Annotated in this window: 17 protein-coding genes; 5 read left to right on the top strand and 12 right to left on the bottom strand. The window is 42.4% G+C overall.

The annotated features are described in order from the left end of the window. Positions 1 to 55: 55 nt before the first annotated feature. Both MuYL_RS00580 and MuYL_RS00575 read right to left on the bottom strand, forming a co-directional pair. A complete protein-coding gene (locus MuYL_RS00580; protein WP_094568672.1) occupies positions 56 to 469 on the bottom strand; it encodes a hypothetical protein in 414 nt (137 codons plus the stop codon). Next, positions 466 to 1,023, bottom strand: a complete 558-nt coding sequence (locus MuYL_RS00575) for an RNA polymerase sigma factor (RefSeq protein ID WP_094568671.1) — start codon at positions 1,021 to 1,023, stop codon at positions 466 to 468. Before MuYL_RS00575 ends, MuYL_RS00580 begins: the two co-directional genes overlap by 4 nt. A gap of 114 nt (positions 1,024 to 1,137) precedes the next feature. Between MuYL_RS00575 and MuYL_RS00570 the strand changes: the two genes are divergently transcribed. The 3 genes from MuYL_RS00570 to MuYL_RS00560 all read left to right on the top strand — a co-directional run bounded on the left by MuYL_RS00570 (position 1,138) and on the right by MuYL_RS00560 (position 5,298). After that, complete coding sequence (locus MuYL_RS00570; protein ID WP_094568670.1) at positions 1,138 to 1,485, top strand: hypothetical protein; 348 nt, start codon at positions 1,138 to 1,140, stop codon at positions 1,483 to 1,485. A gap of 111 nt (positions 1,486 to 1,596) precedes the next feature. Further along, complete coding sequence (locus tag MuYL_RS00565; protein WP_170309711.1) at positions 1,597 to 4,029, top strand: outer membrane beta-barrel family protein; 2,433 nt, start codon at positions 1,597 to 1,599, stop codon at positions 4,027 to 4,029. A gap of 201 nt (positions 4,030 to 4,230) precedes the next feature. Further along, entirely contained in the window at positions 4,231 to 5,298 is a 1,068-nt protein-coding gene (locus MuYL_RS00560; protein WP_094568668.1) for a hypothetical protein, read from the top strand. Positions 5,299 to 5,433: 135 nt separating this feature from the next. Here the strand turns inward: MuYL_RS00560 and MuYL_RS00555 are convergent, their stop codons facing one another. Together MuYL_RS00555 and MuYL_RS00545 are read right to left on the bottom strand one after the other, a co-directional pair. Beyond that, the gene (locus tag MuYL_RS00555; RefSeq protein WP_094568667.1) at positions 5,434 to 6,090 is read right to left on the bottom strand and encodes a hypothetical protein; all 657 of its coding nucleotides are present in this window, start codon (positions 6,088 to 6,090) and stop codon (positions 5,434 to 5,436) included. 352 nt (positions 6,091 to 6,442) lie between these two features. Continuing rightward, positions 6,443 to 6,949, bottom strand: a complete 507-nt coding sequence (locus MuYL_RS00545; RefSeq protein WP_094568666.1) for a GbsR/MarR family transcriptional regulator — start codon at positions 6,947 to 6,949, stop codon at positions 6,443 to 6,445. A 198-nt stretch (positions 6,950 to 7,147) separates the two neighbouring features. Between MuYL_RS00545 and MuYL_RS00540 the strand changes: the two genes are divergently transcribed. Then, entirely contained in the window at positions 7,148 to 8,077 is a 930-nt protein-coding gene (locus MuYL_RS00540) for a TIM barrel protein (RefSeq protein ID WP_094568665.1), read from the top strand. A 140-nt stretch (positions 8,078 to 8,217) separates the two neighbouring features. Next, entirely contained in the window at positions 8,218 to 9,228 is a 1,011-nt protein-coding gene (locus MuYL_RS00535) for a GlxA family transcriptional regulator (protein WP_094572802.1), read from the top strand. Positions 9,229 to 9,377: 149 nt separating this feature from the next. Here MuYL_RS00535 and MuYL_RS00530 read toward each other — a convergent pair whose 3' ends face one another. The 8 genes from MuYL_RS00530 to MuYL_RS00495 all read right to left on the bottom strand — a co-directional run bounded on the left by MuYL_RS00530 (position 9,378) and on the right by MuYL_RS00495 (position 17,404). Continuing rightward, positions 9,378 to 9,983: a hypothetical protein gene (locus MuYL_RS00530; protein ID WP_094568664.1), complete on the bottom strand. Its 606-nt coding sequence runs from the start codon at positions 9,981 to 9,983 to the stop codon at positions 9,378 to 9,380. 295 nt (positions 9,984 to 10,278) lie between these two features. Then, on the bottom strand, positions 10,279 to 10,875 hold the full coding sequence (locus tag MuYL_RS00525) for a hypothetical protein (protein WP_094568663.1): 597 nt from the start codon (positions 10,873 to 10,875) through the stop codon (positions 10,279 to 10,281). Between the two features lie 146 nt (positions 10,876 to 11,021). Continuing rightward, the gene (locus MuYL_RS00520) at positions 11,022 to 12,422 is read right to left on the bottom strand and encodes an outer membrane beta-barrel protein (RefSeq protein WP_094568662.1); all 1,401 of its coding nucleotides are present in this window, start codon (positions 12,420 to 12,422) and stop codon (positions 11,022 to 11,024) included. 247 nt (positions 12,423 to 12,669) lie between these two features. Next, on the bottom strand, positions 12,670 to 14,010 hold the full coding sequence (locus tag MuYL_RS00515) for a sigma-54-dependent transcriptional regulator (RefSeq protein ID WP_094568661.1): 1,341 nt from the start codon (positions 14,008 to 14,010) through the stop codon (positions 12,670 to 12,672). Beyond that, complete coding sequence (locus MuYL_RS00510; RefSeq protein ID WP_317043861.1) at positions 13,985 to 15,151, bottom strand: M20 family metallo-hydrolase; 1,167 nt, start codon at positions 15,149 to 15,151, stop codon at positions 13,985 to 13,987. Before MuYL_RS00510 ends, MuYL_RS00515 begins: the two co-directional genes overlap by 26 nt. Before the next feature lie 6 nt (positions 15,152 to 15,157). Then, complete coding sequence (locus MuYL_RS00505; protein ID WP_094568660.1) at positions 15,158 to 15,703, bottom strand: GNAT family N-acetyltransferase; 546 nt, start codon at positions 15,701 to 15,703, stop codon at positions 15,158 to 15,160. A 205-nt stretch (positions 15,704 to 15,908) separates the two neighbouring features. Further along, positions 15,909 to 16,091, bottom strand: coding sequence for a hypothetical protein (locus tag MuYL_RS00500; protein ID WP_094568659.1), 183 nt, complete (start codon positions 16,089 to 16,091; stop codon positions 15,909 to 15,911). Positions 16,092 to 16,498: 407 nt separating this feature from the next. Beyond that, positions 16,499 to 17,404 (bottom strand): amidohydrolase family protein, encoded by a 906-nt coding sequence (locus tag MuYL_RS00495; RefSeq protein ID WP_094568658.1) that lies wholly within the window; start codon positions 17,402 to 17,404, stop codon positions 16,499 to 16,501. Between the last annotated feature and the right edge of the window lie 213 nt (positions 17,405 to 17,617).

Genomic DNA, 17,617 nt, shown 5'->3' with positions numbered 1-17,617 from the left:
CTGGTAAAATAATTGTTGCCTGACTAAGCCATATACCCAGCCCGCTTAAGCGCCTTCAGGAACCCTCCTTAACTAATTTTTGATCCAAATAAAGGATGCCCAAAAATGTAGCTGCCCCTAAAAATATAACCCACTTAAATTTATACAGAACGTCCATAAACCGGGCGCCCGCATTTTCGTTAACAACCACCAAAACCTGGTAAAATCCGGCAAACCCTACAATAAGCACAACAAAGGCTATCAGATAAAACCGCATATCCCTTTTCCGGTTAAACTGCTGCTGCACCCTGCGTTTAACATTGGAAGCGAAGTTATAGGGCAAGCCCTCTTTAGGCTCATCCTTCAATTTTTCAAACAAAAAGCGGTATTGATCCAGGCTTTCTTTTTCACCGGCAGATAACAGCTCATCTGCTGATTTTAGTTCACCTTCCAGTAAACGCTGTATTTCCTCGTCATTTAGCTTTTTCATATTGGCTCGTTTTTTAAATCTTTTTCTATTTTTTCTTTAAGCAGTTTCCGTGCCCTGAACAAATTACTTTTTATGGTCCCTTCGGGCGTTCCTGTAATTTGTTCTATCTCCTGGCAACTAAACTCATTTAAATGGTATAAGGTTAGCGCTGTTCTGTACGCCAATGGCATTTGCGCTATCAGGTTATTCAAATATTCCGAAGCATTTTTTCGAGTTAAAACCTGTTCAGGATTATCATCGGTAAAGTGGTAGTTGTCTATATTTTCCGGATAGTCTGATTGCTGGTTAGCCCTGTATTTTTTTAGATAATTAATTGCTGTTAAATAAGCGATCCGTGCAATCCAGGTTGACAGTTTTGATTCAAATTTAAACTTTGGCAGGCTCTTGTGTACCTTAATAAAAACTTCCTGGCAAATATCTTCCTTGTCCTGCACATCGTGTACAAGGCGGTTAATTACAAAGAATACCAGTTTTTCATATTCCTTTACCAGTAACTCAAAAGCGCGGAAATCCTCCTTAATTATCCTGGATACAATTTCCTTTTCATTTAACATACTATATTAGTCAACGGTTACCGGCTAACGGTTGCAAAAAATAATAAAAAATATTTGCAACCGGGCAGCATCTTTTGCTGACTACTGTATCAAATTACTTTAAATAACAACATTATGAAACAGTTACTTCCCTTTATAATAGTGATCGTATTTTTTATAATCATCGCGGTTTTGATAATTGGCTTACTTAATTATCGCTTAAAGAACAGAATTATCAATTCAGGCCCGCTGGACGAAACCTCTTTCAAATTCCTTTCACAGCTTTCAACCATCGGCTCTGAATCATTAAAGTGGGGCCTTATATTATTTTTCGCAGGGCTGGGCCTGGTAATTATGCAGTATATCCCATACAGCGCCGAAGATTCACCTTTGCCGTACGGAATTGAAATGATCTTTGTAGCTGCGGGGTTCCTTTCTTACTATCTGCTTATTCAAAATAAAAGAAAGAGCCAGGATAAGTAAGGCCCGCAACCCCGGCACCATTTAATTTTTTGTAACCCATTTAAAAAGGAGCCATGGCCCCTAAGGGGAAGCTGCATGCCAAATTTTTACCACTTTTTAATTATTATCACAATGAAAACTAAGTTTAAACCAATATTTATAATACTGATTGTCAGTATATTTTCATTAGCTAAAAGCACCATCCAGGCGCAGGTAGCACCCCAGACTTTCCGCGTATCAGGTAAAATTGTTGATTCAGTTACGAGTGAGCCATTATCACTGATTACCATAAGGTTGAAAGATGAAAAAGGAGAGATCGTAAGGGCCATGGTAACCAGGGATAGCGGCTTGTTTGCTTTCCCTGCGCTAAATGCAATCCATTATGGCATAACAATATCAGCTATTGGTTATCAGCAGAAAGCTATTGCCATTAATCTTTCAGGGAACATCGAGCTTGGAGAGATCTACCTGAAAGGTCAATCAACTTCTTTAAAAGAAGTTATCATAACTGCGGACAGGCCTATTGTTAATCAAAAGGCTGATCGTATTGTTTATGACCTGCAGGCCGACCCGGAGAGCAAGGGCAGCAGTGTTTTAGGGATGATGCATAAAATTCCTTTTATCTCGTTAGATGGCAGCGATAATATTTTGGTTAAAGGAAATGCCAGCTATAAGGTACTGATTAATGGAAAGCCATCAAGCGTGGTGAACGGAAATTTAACTGCCATACTCCGCAGCATGCCCGCTTCAACCATCCAAAAAATTGAAGTGATCACCATCCCGCCTGCTAAATATGATGCCGAGGGCCTTGCCGGGATTATTAACATCGTCACCAATAAAAAGCTGCATGATGGTTATAACGGCACATTAAATATTAACGGGAGCTTTCCTGTCGGCGGGCCGGGTGCAGGCGGCTCGTTTACAGCTAAAATGGGCAAGTTCGGCATTTCAGCTTTTGGCGGCGGCAGTATCTATAACTCGCCGCAAACCAGTTTTACAAATAGCAGGATAAGTTCAGGTTTGCCTGCAACAAGCTTACTACAGAACGGACTAAGCAAGTCGAACACCAAAAACGGTTATTTGGGCACCCAATTAAGTTACGAGATTGACTCGCTTAACCTTATTTCCGGGCAGTTTAATATCAATGGCAACCGCTCAAATGGTACCAGTAGTTTGTCTTCTTTTTTAACGGGATCAAATGTTGCTTCACAAGGATATGACCTGCTTAATAACAATTCAAATACCTCCTATGGTATTGATGCTGCGATTAATTACCAGCTGGGTTTCAAATCGGTTAAAAACAGGTTTCTTACTTTCTCCTATATGTACAGCACCAATCCGGGCAATCAAAACGCCGCTATTGATCTGTCAAACCAGGTTAACATGGCAACACCAGACTATCGCCAAAATGCCCGCCAGGGTTTTACTGAACAGACTTTTCAGCTTGATTTTGTAACCCCGGTAAAAACGCTGAATGTGGAAGCCGGTGTAAAAGGGATCGTAAGGAAAAACTCCAGCAACTTTCAATACAGCTCCTTTAACGCAGCAAGCGGACAATTTGAACAGGATGCTTCACTTTCAGATTTATACACCAATACCCAAAATGTGTTTAGTGCCTACAACTCTTACCAGCTGGCATTAAAAAGCTGGAACATAAGTGCAGGCGTAAGGCTTGAACAAACCGTAATCCGCGCTAATTTTGTTTCTTCTGCATCTGTTGCAGATCAAAATTACCTGAATGTTGTTCCATCAATTGCCGTTGGTAAAAACTTTGCCGACCAAAGCAGCATCAATTTCGGATTTTCACAGCGGATAAGAAGGCCGGGCATCAACAGGCTGAATCCATATATAGACCGCTCTAACCCTAATATCGAATCAACCGGAAACCCGGCTCTTCGCCCGGTTTTGTTAAACGATATCCAGGCAGGTTATAGCAGCAATAAAAAGCTATCGGTAAATATTGGCCTGGATTATTCTTTCATGAACAACCTCGACCTGAAGGTTACCAATTTTGACCCTGCGACCCAAATCAGCAGCACTACTTATGCCAACGTTGGTAAAGCTAAAAGCCTCGGCGCTAATGTTAATATTGGCTACCCGGTTAGTAAATGGTACAACGCAGGCTTAAATGGCAATTTGATGTACCTGTGGTTAGCCGGCCCAAGCGATGGTGCAATCATCAACAATAACCGTTACATCTACTTTGTTGCCTTATCCAACGCTTTCCAGGCCGGCAATGGCTGGCGTATCAATGCAGATCTTAATGTGATCAGCCGGAATCCAAACGGTTTACAGGGCACTTCAAACGGAATGATCAGTACTGCATTTGGCGTGAACAAGGAGCTGATTAAAAACAAACTGGGTTTTGCAGCCACCATCAAAAACCCGCTATCCAAATACCGGAATAACCAAAGCCAAACTTTTGGCCCCAACTTTTCACAATTCAGCGCCAGCAGGGATTATTTCAGGTCGTTTAATATTAGCTTAAACTACAATTTTGGCGGGTTAAGGGACGGGATTAATAAAAGCAAGAACGAGATCAGGAATGATGATTTGGCTAATTGATATTTAAGTTCCTAAAGTGGTGTTCCCGCTTTAGCATTATTGAAAAAGCGTTGCCATTTACAAAGCCTTTCTGATAGAGAGGCTTTTGTCGTTAAAAATAATCCGGGTAATTAATAGGGTATTTTATAAATTGTGATGCTGTAAGTGCAGCATCACAATTTAATGTTCAAATCCTGTCACTTCTATATTTTAACATTGCTGATGGCATTGTTCAGCTGCAATCATCCTATCAATAAAACAGCTCTTAAATCAAAAGATAATAAATCTGTTGCTATAGTTGTTGCAGTTGACAAACAGACCGGGATCACGAAGAACGCGGATACAGAACCCTGGTCCGAACCCTTATACATAATCAAGCGTGAAGGTGTGGACGGGATGGAGGAGCCTGACTCAAACACCATGAACCACGGATTACCTGTTAATGATTTTTTTCGTTTTGGTACCCTGATAAAATTAATCAGCGTGAAAAACGGCTGGATGGAAATTCAGAAAGAAGGGTGCGATCATTGTTATTCTTTATTTGTTCCCCAATCCTGTAAATGCGTTGGCAATGAATTGGCGGTTCCGCTAACCAGCTCTGACCTGGATTCCCTGTACCGCGAAGAAAGGCAGCCCTATGATGGCGATGAGAACGATATTGATACATCCCGGCTTACCGAATTTAAACTGGAACGGGTTAGTGAGGCCGAGTTCTATAAGCAGAAAAAACTTGCTGTAAATTTATTTACAGCAGATACCGGCCGGTTTAAAAAGAAAGACAGCGTACTTTCTATAAAGACAGTGAAAAAAACGGTTAAATTAAAGGACTCGGTAAATGGCGAGCATGAGGAGGCATACGATTATTTGGGCCAATACAAATCCATTAATAAACTGGTTATTGCCGGAACGTACAACGAAAGCGCCAATTGTTTTTTTATAGACGGGATCACCGGAAAAGAAATTGGGACAGACTTTGTTGGTTTTCCTTATCTATCTCCCGATAAAAAATATGCGGTTTGTGTTAATACTGATGACGGCGATGAAAGAGCTAGTATTAATTTATATGCTATAAAAAAGGAAACGGCAGTGTATATAGCCGGCAACCATTTTCAATATTGGATGCCAATAGCAAACGGACCCGCGATGTTTTGGGGGCAGGATAGTTGTTTTTATCTCCCGCTTGTTCCTTACGGCGCTTGGAACAAGCCCAACAAAAAGGTTTCGGGGGGATATAGCCCCAACCGTAATTACAGGTATGCTAAAATTATATTTAAACGCTTGAAACGTTAAGCCGATTTATTTCCTGGTAAATCGTGTTAGTGTCCCGCCTGGCCTCGATCAGGTTTTTAATTTTACCATAAGGAATCAATACCTGAGGTGAGCCTTGTACATACGATCCTATTGTCTATAAGAAGATGCTAGCCGCTACACATGTGTGCCTTGTATAAATCGGTTGTAAACGGGGCGGAATTTGCCCTGTAGAATTTTATAAGTTGTGTAAAAAACGTATTTATCTGTATTATCTCCTTCAGCCGACTCCTCTATCCTAATGCTGCCGTTAACCGGCACAGTAAAATTTCTAAAAATATTGCCGTGGGGATTTCCTTCATTAAGCGATCCGTTCGAAATAATCCAATCGTTAAGATTTCCCTGTGGAGAAATGTTCAATAAAAGGCCTCGCGAAAGCCCATAGTCCCCTTTTCGCTGGTACTCCATATGGATCAGCCAATTACTATTGTAGTTGTTTTTTATCACGCAAATTATGGCGATTTTAGCAATTTCTTCTGGCTGTAAACAAATGGTGGTGTCTTCATCGCAATCAAAACTTCCAAAAGCGGTGCCTCCTTGCGGGTTAACAACCTTAGGTAATATGCTTTTAAGCGATTTTATAATGAAAACACTGTCGGTAGAGTGAATTTCCTTTTGATTTTCCCTGTAGTGCCTGTACCTCGCGCCAGCTGTTGAATATGGTAGTTTTGCAACGGTAACATTTTTTATAAGGGAATTAAAGTTTGTCTGTCCAAACGTGCTTGTACAGAGCGATGTTAAAATAAAGGGTAAAAAAATCCTTTTAATGGTCACGGTATTGAATAAAGTGGTTTTAATATCAAATATATAGGAAAGTATTTCAACAAAAAGAGAATAATTGACCTCCCAGTTTATCTCTTTGATATTAAAACATAAAGCCTTCCTATTTTCACAGGAAGGCTTTATATACTGTTAACCTGGGAACATCCCGGCATTTTGTTCCCTTACATGGACTCGAACCACGACAGGCTGAACCAGAATCAGAAGTGCTACCATTACACCATAAGGGAATTTGGTATTTCAAAAAGACCCGTGGGGCTTATCTGCTGCAAAGATATAAATAATGCTAATTATTTCACCCGGACGGCTTGTTGATTTTTGAATAAACAGGAAGTAAGCAAAAAACCTACTTAAAGATCTTTAAAATAGAACCCCAAAACCAGCTTTCATCGGCTTTAAGCATGGTTTCCAATGTTTTATCTACATTTTTAGCCAGCTTGTTGATATCCGTTACCGATTTATTGAAGGTTTTAAAGGCCGGGTCTTTAGCATCGCCTTTAACTTTTGACAGTTCATCCAATATTTTAATTACCGGATCCAGTTCCCTTTTGCGGCGTTCTTTGGCAACCTGCCGGGCAATGTTCCAGGTATCTTTGTCTGCAAAAAAATATTCTTTACGTTCGCCGGGCTTATGCTGTTTTTCAACCAGTCCCCAACTGATCAGGTCGCGCAGGGTCATGTTGGCATTCCCGCGCGAGATACTGAGCGATTCCATCACTTCTTCAGTAGTTAAAGCTTCCGGCGTTACCAGCAAAAGCGCATGCACCTGGGCCATGGTACGGTTAATTCCCCACTCAGACCCCAACTTGCCCCATGCCTCAATAAACTTCTGTTTAGCTTCAGGTAGTTCCATATACAAAGGTACTTATTTTACAAAACTTTCAAAATATTGTGAAAGTTTATTTTCATTGCTTTTTGTAACGTTTGCCGGTTTTAGGCGTCAATGTAACGGGATTGTTTGCTAACACGGTATTGCCTGTATGCAATAAATTGTTAAATTTGATTACCAATTATAAACAACCAATTATTCCTCTTCATTAAATAACCCATCATGAAAGAACACAACGTTTCAAGGCGGCAGTTTCTCGGCACCGGGATACTTGCAGCTGCAGGTATGGCGCTGGCCTCGAAAACAGCATTTGCAAGCTCGATTTTTGCAGATGGCAAACCAAACTCAATGATCAATGGCGTGCAGGTAGGTGTAATTACCTACTCGTTCAGGAGCATGCCCGGCACTGCCGAACAATTATTACAATATTGCAAAGACTGTAACATCAGTGCCATTGAATTAATGGGCGATGCAGCCGAAGCCTATGCCGGTGCACCCAAATGGGACCGGAGTGCAGATTTTGCCGCTAAAATGGCCGAATGGCGTATGAATGCACCTATGGACAAGTTTGTAGAACTGCGCAAAATGTATAATGATGCCGGTGTAAAGATCTATGCCTGGAAACCCAACGCATTGGGAGCGAAAAATACCGACGCTGAAATTAATTATGCTTTTAATGCCGCGAAGGCGCTCGGATGCAGTCATGTAACCGTTGAATTACCTGATGACCAGGAACTAACGCAACGCCTGGGTGATAAGGCCACCGAACATAAAATTTATGTTGGCTACCATGCCCACACACAAGCCACTCCTGAGCTGTGGGATGTTGCCCTCGGCCAGTCAGAATATAATGCCATTAACCTGGATATCGGGCACTACGTAGCCGGTACCAGCACAAGCCCGGTAGATTTTATCCTGAAAAACAGCGACAGGATTGTAAGCATGCACATAAAGGACCGCAAATTCCACGATGGTGTAAATATGCCGTGGGGACAGGGCGATACCCCAATTAAAGAAGTGCTGGCATTAATGAAAAAGAAGAAATACAAATTCCCCGCAACAATTGAACTGGAATATAAAATACCTGAAGGCTCTGATGCTGTTAAAGAGGTAATAAAATGCCGCGATTACGCTAAAAATGCGTTGAGCTAAAATCAAAGCAATACAACTTATGCCACCCAAAGATTTGATGACGCTCCCCGTTGTCGAATCTTTTTCATGTTAAACAAGCCCGCTGTGCTGTTTTTAAGCGGGGCATCGTTTTACATTTTAAAATACACGATGATAAGGATATGAAAGAAATTGCAATATTGGTACACGAAGACGCGGTATTTTCAACAGTATCAGGTGCTATGGATATGCTGATCCATACCAACAGGCTTTTCCATGAATCGGGCAAGCCGCTTCCTTTTAAAATAATGCTGGTTGGTGAAAAATCATCAAATGAATACTTACACCATCCCGAGCCTTATGTGGGTTACAGTAACATAGCCAACATGAAAAAACCGGGTCTGATTATTGTACCTGCATTTTATGGTGACCGGGGAGCTATCCCGCAAAAGCATCAAATGCTAATTAACTGGATAAACCGCATGAACAAAAGCGGTACGGAAGTAGCCAGCCTGTGCTCCGGCAGTTACTTCCTGGCAGAAGCCGGTTTACTAAACGGAAAATCATGCACCGCGCATTGGTTTGATAAAGACGATATAACAAGCCGGTATCCCGCGGTCAACTTCCTTTCAGATCTGGTAATAACTGACGATTGCGGAATTTATACCAGCGGCGGCGCATTCTCTTCGTTAAACCTGGTGCTGTACCTTATTGATAAGTTTTGCGGAAGGGAAGTAGGGATTTGGGCGAGTAAAATGTTCAGTTTGGATATGGACCGCAACAGCCAGGCGCACTTTGCTGTATTCAAGGGCCAGCACCAGCATAATGACGATAACATATTAAAGGCACAGCATTATATAGAACAAAATCATCAGCAACAGTTAAATATTGATCAAATTGCTGAATATGCCAATATGAGCAAGCGCAATTTTATCAGGCGTTTTAAAAAGGCCACTCAAAACACGCCTTTTGAATATGTACAGCGGGTAAAAATTGAAGCTGTTAAAAAGGAACTCGAAAAAGGATCTCCAAATATTAACTTGCTGATGTATGATGCTGGCTATAACGACATCAAAACCTTTCGCGAAGTGTTTAAAAAAATAACCGGGCTTACCCCGCAGGACTATCGTAAAAAATACAGCCGGGGGACGCCTGAACTGGAAGGGATGGATATTTATCAAACGCTAAATTAAAAAAGAAAAGTTCGCGTGCAACAGGAGTCCTTCTAACCAATCAAAAAACATAAAATAGGCTAGCCGGGATACTATTATTCTTAAAATCGCCAAGGATAGCAGAAGATGTTTCAGGAATTTTTTGAACCCCTTTTTAGTGATAATGAGATTTAGTTTTGATTAACGGGTGATACATGAAGCTTATTGAGCTGCCTTTGTACCAGGTCGAGCGCTTTCATTTGCCGGGTGAAATTTGCGATGAAGTACAGACCCAGCCCGTAGGTTATAATGCTGACCGGGGCGGTGAGCTTTAGCATATAACTCACGCCATTTTTGATATCTAAAAAAAAGAACAGGCTGGCTACTGCCAGCAGTAAACCATACTCCAGCAAATAGTAAGAAACCAGCTTTCGCTGACCGGATAACTTTTGGATCTGGTTGCTGAGATAGGCTCTGCTGACGGAATTAAAGTAACTGCTTTTGAAGGTGATGCCTTTCCACACAAAGTAAATCAGCACGCCCATTAGCACATACATTAAAACCAGGCTGCTCACCAGCAGGATAGTGTGATCGCCCTTAAAGCTGGAATATACCCTTGCAATAGCCAGGATGAGGAACATATAGCTCCATACTGCGCAAATGGTGCTCCACAAAAGCATTTGCTGCACCTTGTCATCCAGCTTGTCAATTTTAACTTTTAATTCTTCATCCCCGATGGTATCGTTGTTTAAGCACAACAACACGTTGTTCCTGACATTTTTCAGATTCCGTCCCATAGCCTAAACCGTACTATTTGGGTGCCATGAAACAGGAAAAAGCGTGAAAAGTGCCTTTAGCTTCCGTAAATGGGTATTTTAGTTTCTTATTTAAAAATAACAATGTTTCAGTTTCTCATTTTGACATGCCCAAATTATCAATTTGATGGTACTGCCGCTTCAAATTCTGTTCCGTTTGTTCCACTTGTTCCGCTTGTTCACACTCGTTCCGTGGAACAGAACATCATAACAGCTGTGGGACGTGCAAAATAAAAGCCCCGGAAAAACCGGGACTTCCTGATAGATCAGTTAATAGTTAAAAAGAAGCTTGTGCATTTACCTGCTGGTTTTGTTTAAAATACAGGTACTTAATCTTGTATTGGCCGGAAAGCTTATCGTACGCCACCAGGTCAGCATCCCCGTTGAAGTTGCGCTGCAGGCTGTAACGGAAGCTAACCTGTTTTGGAAAGCTATTCCATAAGTTGGCAACGGTAAGGCCCAGCAGTGGCTCATTGGCGCCGCCACTAAAATAGAACTGCTCCACCGGCTTCGGGCCTTTACCCTGTTGAACGAGTTTTGAACGGCTGTAAAGCAGGAAGCCTGCGGAGTCAATAATTCGGTAAGCTTCGTTTTGATAAAAACGGAAATCCTGCCCCTGCAGCCGGTAGCCAAAAATATCCTGCTTAGCCAGCTTTATCTTCTTTCCCTGGTAAGTGAGGCTTACATTTTTACCGTTCATAAATTCGTTAAGCTGTAATTTGTCGTGGCTTTCTAAAAGGTAGCTTAGTTTATGGTTCTTATAGTCCTGTTCGGTAAGGTAAATCCCTTTTTCTTTATTAGCGGTTTGTGCTCTTAAACCCATTGCGGATATAACCAGGATTATAGCCATAAGCACTTTTGTTGAATTTTTCATTTTGTCAATTATTATGATTTTGTGTATTGTGTGGTCTTTCAAAAAAGCCGGGTGGCAACCCCGGCTTTTGAATCAAGCTAAACATACTTAAACAATGAAAAGTAAGTTATTGCCGATCTGTGTATTTCTTTATTCGTGACGCTTGTTTAGAACCTTACCAGTAATGCACCTATAAAACGGGTTTCCGAAGGTACCAAGTCGGGCGTAAAATTCGACGGCACCGGCGTGGTGTTATACCCGTCGGGTGATGTCACACCGCCATGGCCTGCAAAATAAGGAACGCTTGCATGGCGGTGTACCACCTCCAGGCGGAAGGTTAAATAATCATTTGGCATCCAGTCAATCGAAGTTGAATAGTCGTATCCATGGAACTGGTCACCCGGGTTTGCAGAAAATGGATGCGATCCTGTTGCACCGGTATTGATGGCAGGAATCGGGTTTGCGTCACCTGTGGGATATAATACCAGGTAACGGCCGGGATTGTTGATCACCCCGCCGCCTATTGTCCAGCCCAGGTGCCCTTTTGCCATCACCATACGGTTATAGATCATGCCGCTGGCGAAGTATTGTGCAGGGCCCTTTACCGGGTCGGCGTGGAAGCCGTTTACGCCATCACCTTTTTCAAAGCCGATGTCACCGGTTACAGAAAACGCCATGCTGTTGATAAAAGAATTCTTGTTTTTGTAGTAACGCACCTCGATGCTGTTGTCTGAGTGGAACCGCTTCCTGCCGGGCTTGTCCTGGGTATCGGCGCCGTAGTAAGTATTCGTCAATACCTGGGCCCACTCTACCGGCCGCCAAAGAATTTGTCCGCCAATACCAGGCTGGCTGTTGAACATGCCGTAAGACTGCCAGCCGTTTATTAACCAGGGTTCGATCTTCAACTTATCAGACACAAAGATCTGGATGCGTAACCCGTTGAAAAACCATGGGGTGTTATCCGAGGTGAATGATGGCTGATAGGCCCAGTTCTCGGCGTTGTAGTATGAAAACAGGCCAATGTACGACATAAAGATACCGGCATCTACGTTAATGCCATTTAGTACGTCAAAGTGGTAACCGGCATTGGCCTCGCTCAAATACCGGTAAGCTGTTGCCAGGTCAAATTGCCCGCGTGTAACGCTAAAGTCATTACGGGGCACTACAGTTGCGCGTGTTCCAAATTGGGTTAAAACACTCGCCCTGATGTTGTCATAATGGAAATCGCCCCCGAAAGCTATCGTAGAAATTTCAAATTCATGGTCGCGCGCCAGTGCAGTTGATCCAACTACAGTATGGTCGATGGGATTATTGTTGGATGCCGTATAGTTAAAATCAAGCAGGAAGCGCCCGGTAAAATACTTAGTGTCCAGCAGGGCTTTATGCCGGCGGTCGTTACCGTTTAACCAGGTAAAGTCGCCGAATGCAAATGGTTCTTTTTTTACCACCGTATCTTTTTGCATCACGGTGTCTTTTTTAATAACCTCTAATGCAGATACGTTGTTTTGCGCACGAACATTTAGGGCAATAGTTGCCAGGGCAGCTATTGTTAGTAGTTGTTTTTTCATTTTTTATACGTGTTATTTGAACTTTTATTTGTCCCGGGGCCAGGGGCAATGCTGCCGTAGCCCAGGCATTAATATAGATTAAGGTGTATATGTTTCCTTTCGTGCCAATAGAAACAATTGGCATTCCAGTTCTGTAGTTTTTGGGTTATGTCATTGTATAACAGCTGTTTATAATATTTAATGTGCTCTTGAACTATCTTTCGGTACGAATGGGTTCTCAATTTGGTGAGGCTATTTTCTCATTTTGTTAATTCAGCAAAACCGGGTACTCCTCTATTTTGCGGTAAAGCGTTGCCAGCCCTATGCCAAGGATGCGCGCAGCTTCTGTTTTATTGCCTTTGGTGTATTTTAAGATCCGATGGATATGGTTACGTTCAACGCTTTCCAGGTCGAGCGCAACCAGGTCATAATACACACCATTATGAAATTCGTAAGGGAGCAACTTGGGGGTCAGGAGCGGTTCATCCATCAGGATGATTACTCTTTCAATAACGTTTTTCAATTCTCTGATGTTCCCATTCCATTTATGCTGGTTTAGCAGCTTAAAAAAGTGCTGATCCACATCAGGTACCTTCTTTTTTATTCGGGCGGCATATATTTTAATAAAATGGTTGGCCAGCACTTCAATGTCGCCAATCCGGTCGCGCAATGGGGGCAATAAAATAGAAAACCCTGACAAGCGGTAATAAAGATCGAGCCTAAAGTGGTTTTCTTCGGCTTCTTTTTGAAGATCCCGGTTAGTGGCTGCTATCAGCCGCACATCAACTTTTGTCGTTTTGGTTTCTCCTATTTTCATAAACGAGCCGTTTTCAAGTACACGCAATAATTTTGCCTGCAAATCGAGGCTCATTTCACCCAATTCATCCAAAAAAATAGTTCCGGTATTTGTTTCTTCAAAAAGGCCTTTTTTATCTTTTATTGCGCCGGTAAATGCGCCGGCCTTATAACCGAATAACTCGCTTTCCAGTAATTCAGGGCTGAAGGCGCTGCAATTTACGGCCACAAATGGTTTGTCTTTTCTTAAACTTTCGTAATGTATGGCCTCCGCAAAAACCTCTTTGCCGGTCCCGGTTTCGCCCAGCAGCAGCACCGTGGCATCGGTTTTGGCGACCTTTTTAGCCAGTTTAATAGCCTCCTGGATGGCCGGGGAGTTGCCCAGAACAATAGGGAAACCATGTTGATTCTCTACCTGGTCTTGCAGTTCCTTTAAACGGAATTGCAGGTTGGCTTTATCCATTGCTTTACTCACCATCGGAATAATCTTTTCATTGTCGTCACCTTTTGTCAGGTAATCGAACGCTCCATTCTTAATTGCCAGCACCCCGTCACTTATTGCACCGAAAGCTGTAAGATTAATAACCTCCACGCCTGGCCTTAGTTGTTTTATTTTGCTAACGAGTTCAACGCCATTGGCATCAGGTAATTTCACATCGCTCAGTACCACACGGATATCCTCGCGTTCCAGGATGCGAAGGCCGGCTTTTGCATTAGCAGCCTGCAGAACATGGTAACCTTCAAGCTCCAGTATCCTTGAAAGTAACTCACTGAGCTTTACTTCATCATCAATTATTAATATATTTGATTTCATTTTTATACTTGGTTGGATTGTTTATTAACATCAGCGGCAACATATCCAGTAATTTGATGTACATGCTGATCCCTCTTTTAATTTCTTCTAAAAAAATATATTCATCTGCCGTATGTGACCGCGCGGAATCGCCCGGACCTATTTTTACCGACGGTATGTTCAGCCACGCCTGGTCGGACGATGTGGGGGAACTATAAGTCTTACAGCCGATAGCTATGCCTGTTTTAACTATTGGATGATCCATCGGCACCGATGATGCTCTTAGCGGGCTGGGGCGGACGGTAAATGGCATTTTTATATTGGCTTTAATCACATCCAGGATCTGCTGGTGTGTATGGCTGTCGTCGTTCCTGATATCTACTGTAAAGCTGCACCTGGCCGGTATGATATTATGCTGGGTGCCTGCATTAACGGTGGTAACTGTCATTTTTACGGATGACAGTCCTTTAACCTGTTCGGGGAATTTATAGTTCCTAAACCATTCTATGGCCGCCAGGCTGTTGTAAATCGCGTTTTCTCCTTCCTCTCTTGCAGCATGGCCCGAACGGCCATTCGCCACACAATCAATAACCAGGTTGCCCCGTTCGGCTATAGCCATTTGCAATAAGGTGGGTTCTCCTACAATAGCCAGTTCCAAACCGCCTAACAAAGGCAGGATAGATACAATCCCGTTGCGGCCTGAGTTTTCCTCTTCGGCTGTTGCGGCCAGGCAAAGATTAAAACCCAAGCCTTTATAACTGTAAAAGTGCAGAAAGGCAGCAATAAGCGATACCAGGCATCCACCTGCATCGTTGCTGCCCAGGCCGTATAAGCGGCCGTTGCTTACCTCGGGGCAGAAAGGATCATTTGTATAACCGTCGTTCGGTTTTACAGTATCGAGGTGGGAGTTAAGTAAAATGGTAGGCTTTGCGGGATTAAAGTGTTTATTGAAACACCAGATATTATTTCCTTTTCTTTCAGTTTTAATTGAATAACCGTTGAGGTAATCCTCCACCAGGTCGGCGGCGAGGGTTTCTTCGCCGCTAAAGGAGGGCGTCTTGATCAGATGCTGAAGCAAACCTACCGATTTACTGAACAGCATGGGGTTTACCGGCAGTTTTTCCATAATTACATGGATGCCATCGTTTTGGTTTTTTGCCATCTTCTTTTAATTTACTTGTGGATCAAAAAGCATGGCGGTGCACAGGCAATTACACCGGAGTTTGCTTTGCAAAACATCATAGTTGACACAGCTTTTACAACCGTTCCAAAACATACTGCTTTTTGCTACTTCTGAATAGGTTACCGCTTCAAAACCCAGTCGGCTGTTCAATTTCATAATGGCCAGGCCGGAGGTGATACTGAAGATTTTCGCAGCGGGATATTTGCTGCGCGACAACTCAAAAATTTGGGTTTTTATCCGGGCGGCGATACCTTGGTTACGGTGTTTTGGGGAAACAATTAGCCCGCTGTTGGAGACAAATTCTTCATTGTCCCAGGTTTCGATGTAGGAAAATCCAGCCCATTCTCCGCTTTCTGTTACAGCAACAACACCCTTGCCGTTGTCTATTTTTTCAATGATGGATGCCGCTGATCTTTTTGAGATTCCGGAACCCCTCGCTATAGCAGAACTTTCCATTTCGTTTATGATCTCGTCTGCAAACACCACGTCAGCCGGAATAGCTGACCTCACAATAATTCGTTCTTCGTCCATTTTTGAAGTTTATTTCAGGCGGGCGCTGATTGTGGCCCAACTGTATTACAGGCAATGCCAAAAGGATGCCCATTATGCCGGCAACCGGCTAATTATGCTTTTAGACGTTTTAAACCAATGTTTTAGGTTTTTCAGGTTTTTTCTTCACTAAAAAAAGCCTCTCAAAATGAAAGGCTTTTTTTTTCATAATAAGTGGTTTAGAGAATTAATTAACCGGATGTTGCTTTGCCGGCTCGCCTGTAATTGGCTCTAAAAAGCCTCCGCCATTAACCGCTAACCTGCTTAATCCACCTGTGCTTTTTGTTTTCTTTTTTTTAGGCCCGAACAATGGGAGTATAATAATCGCTAATAAGGCAACTATTTTTAATACAGTATAAAATGCTGTCATAGCTAAATTTAAATTTACTAAGGTTCTTTACCGTTAAACAGCTAAAGGGATGCCACATTACCGGATATCCCTGATATGGTGCATCTGCTGCACAAAATCAACTTAAAATCATCTGCCGGCTTTTTAGCCCGATTAATTATCCTTTCATTTTGAGACGGTAGGGTTCTCAAAATGAGTGTTAAAGGATACTCGGATTTGCAGACAAAGAATAAACCGGGAGGAATCCGGTATCAGAGAGACGACTAACCTTTTGAAACTTTTTATCAGGCTTGCAGTGCGTTTGTGGAAAAAATCAAAGTGTCAAATTGAACGATTCGACACTTTGATTTTTCGGATAGCACCCAATTTGTTAGCGCTAAACTTTGAATAGCGCTGTTAATGCGGAAGAATTTATCTGCCGGTGAGATTTACTTTATTCCATAAAAACGGGCGGCATTGTTATAAAAAATATCCTGTTTCTGTTGTTCATTCAGGAAGGGGGCGGCTTCGACAGTTTTGATGGAAAGTGGTATGGCGTCTTCCCATATCATTTGGTCAGATCCATACATAATCTGTTTTTCGTGACCGGCAGTAATAACTGCTCTAAGATACTGGTAAAACTCTTCTTTCGGCAACGCCCAGTCTATCACTGAAATATCAGCATATACCTGCGGATACATATACAGTATAGCTTTGGTTTCCTCTATGTAAGGATAACCCATGTGCATAATTTGCAACTTTAAACGGGGGTGCTTCTTCAGCACAGGTTCAAGGTAAAATGGGCTTCCAGAGGAAACTGTAAAATTTGGAAAGCCGTGGTACGGGGTTTCCGGTGGTCCCAAACCCATGTGAATGGCTATCGGAACCCCATATCGTTCACAGATGGCGATATAGGGTTCAAATTCTGGCTGGTCGAGTGTTTTGCCGTCATATTGCAGGCCTAACTCTCCGAAAACAGTAAATTTTTTTTCCTGGATTAGTTTTCTAAAAGTAGCTGTATCCGGCAAAGGATTATCCTGGTGGTCGGGATATTCGAGCGAACTTATAAACCGCCCCGGATCTTTTGAAATAAAGTCTGCATTCCTTAAAAGGGTTCCGGAACAGATAGCCTTTACAATATTATATTTCTTTAGTAACGCAAAATTACCGCGAAAGATAGCATCATTAGTGCCTGCATCGGGGGTTTTGCCGGTAACCGGGTTAGGAGGGGGTGGCGTTCCATAATCGCCGGCAGACCGTGTATGAAAATGTACATCAATTATCTTTCTTTGTTGCGCGTCGCAGTTTAGGTATAACAAGGCAAATAGCGCAATTACTAAATAAGGTTTTATCATATTCAAATATAACCGAATTTCAACGTTAATCAAGGGTCAAAGCGTTAGTAAATAGGCTTTTAACTATTAATTCTCTTTGTTTTAACGCCAGCCAAATTGCTAAGACCACATTTAAAGAGTATTTGGCAGACAAATTTTTATTGATAGTTTTACATTCACGCTGAAAGGGGCTAGTCCCAGTGTTGTTAAGAGGAAACCAATTGATACCAATGT

It is taken from the genome of Mucilaginibacter xinganensis (assembly GCF_002257585.1).
GTDB lineage: Bacteria > Bacteroidota > Bacteroidia > Sphingobacteriales > Sphingobacteriaceae > Mucilaginibacter > Mucilaginibacter xinganensis.
Note: the sequence above shows the minus strand (reverse complement) of the source record. Positions and strands in the feature narration are given on the sequence as shown.

Bases quoted from the DNA above. Each gene is read 5' to 3' on its own strand.
- MuYL_RS00565 (WP_170309711.1), top strand. From the start codon at position 1,597: ATGAAAACTAAGTTTAAACCAATATTTATAATACTGATTGTCAGTATA.
- MuYL_RS00505 (WP_094568660.1), bottom strand. From the start codon at position 15,703: ATGGACGAAGAACGAATTATTGTGAGGTCAGCTATTCCGGCTGACGTG.
- MuYL_RS00535 (WP_094572802.1), top strand. From the start codon at position 8,218: ATGAAAGAAATTGCAATATTGGTACACGAAGACGCGGTATTTTCAACA.
- MuYL_RS00515 (WP_094568661.1), bottom strand. From the start codon at position 14,010: ATGAAATCAAATATATTAATAATTGATGATGAAGTAAAGCTCAGTGAG.
- MuYL_RS00575 (WP_094568671.1), bottom strand. From the start codon at position 1,023: ATGTTAAATGAAAAGGAAATTGTATCCAGGATAATTAAGGAGGATTTC.
- MuYL_RS00510 (WP_317043861.1), bottom strand. From the start codon at position 15,151: ATGGCAAAAAACCAAAACGATGGCATCCATGTAATTATGGAAAAACTG.
- MuYL_RS00520 (WP_094568662.1), bottom strand. From the start codon at position 12,422: ATGAAAAAACAACTACTAACAATAGCTGCCCTGGCAACTATTGCCCTA.
- MuYL_RS00580 (WP_094568672.1), bottom strand. From the start codon at position 469: ATGAAAAAGCTAAATGACGAGGAAATACAGCGTTTACTGGAAGGTGAA.
- MuYL_RS00570 (WP_094568670.1), top strand. From the start codon at position 1,138: ATGAAACAGTTACTTCCCTTTATAATAGTGATCGTATTTTTTATAATC.
- MuYL_RS00560 (WP_094568668.1), top strand. From the start codon at position 4,231: ATGGCATTGTTCAGCTGCAATCATCCTATCAATAAAACAGCTCTTAAA.
- MuYL_RS00500 (WP_094568659.1), bottom strand. From the start codon at position 16,091: ATGACAGCATTTTATACTGTATTAAAAATAGTTGCCTTATTAGCGATT.
- MuYL_RS00525 (WP_094568663.1), bottom strand. From the start codon at position 10,875: ATGAAAAATTCAACAAAAGTGCTTATGGCTATAATCCTGGTTATATCC.
- MuYL_RS00495 (WP_094568658.1), bottom strand. From the start codon at position 17,404: ATGATAAAACCTTATTTAGTAATTGCGCTATTTGCCTTGTTATACCTA.
- MuYL_RS00540 (WP_094568665.1), top strand. From the start codon at position 7,148: ATGAAAGAACACAACGTTTCAAGGCGGCAGTTTCTCGGCACCGGGATA.
- MuYL_RS00530 (WP_094568664.1), bottom strand. From the start codon at position 9,983: ATGGGACGGAATCTGAAAAATGTCAGGAACAACGTGTTGTTGTGCTTA.
- MuYL_RS00545 (WP_094568666.1), bottom strand. From the start codon at position 6,949: ATGGAACTACCTGAAGCTAAACAGAAGTTTATTGAGGCATGGGGCAAG.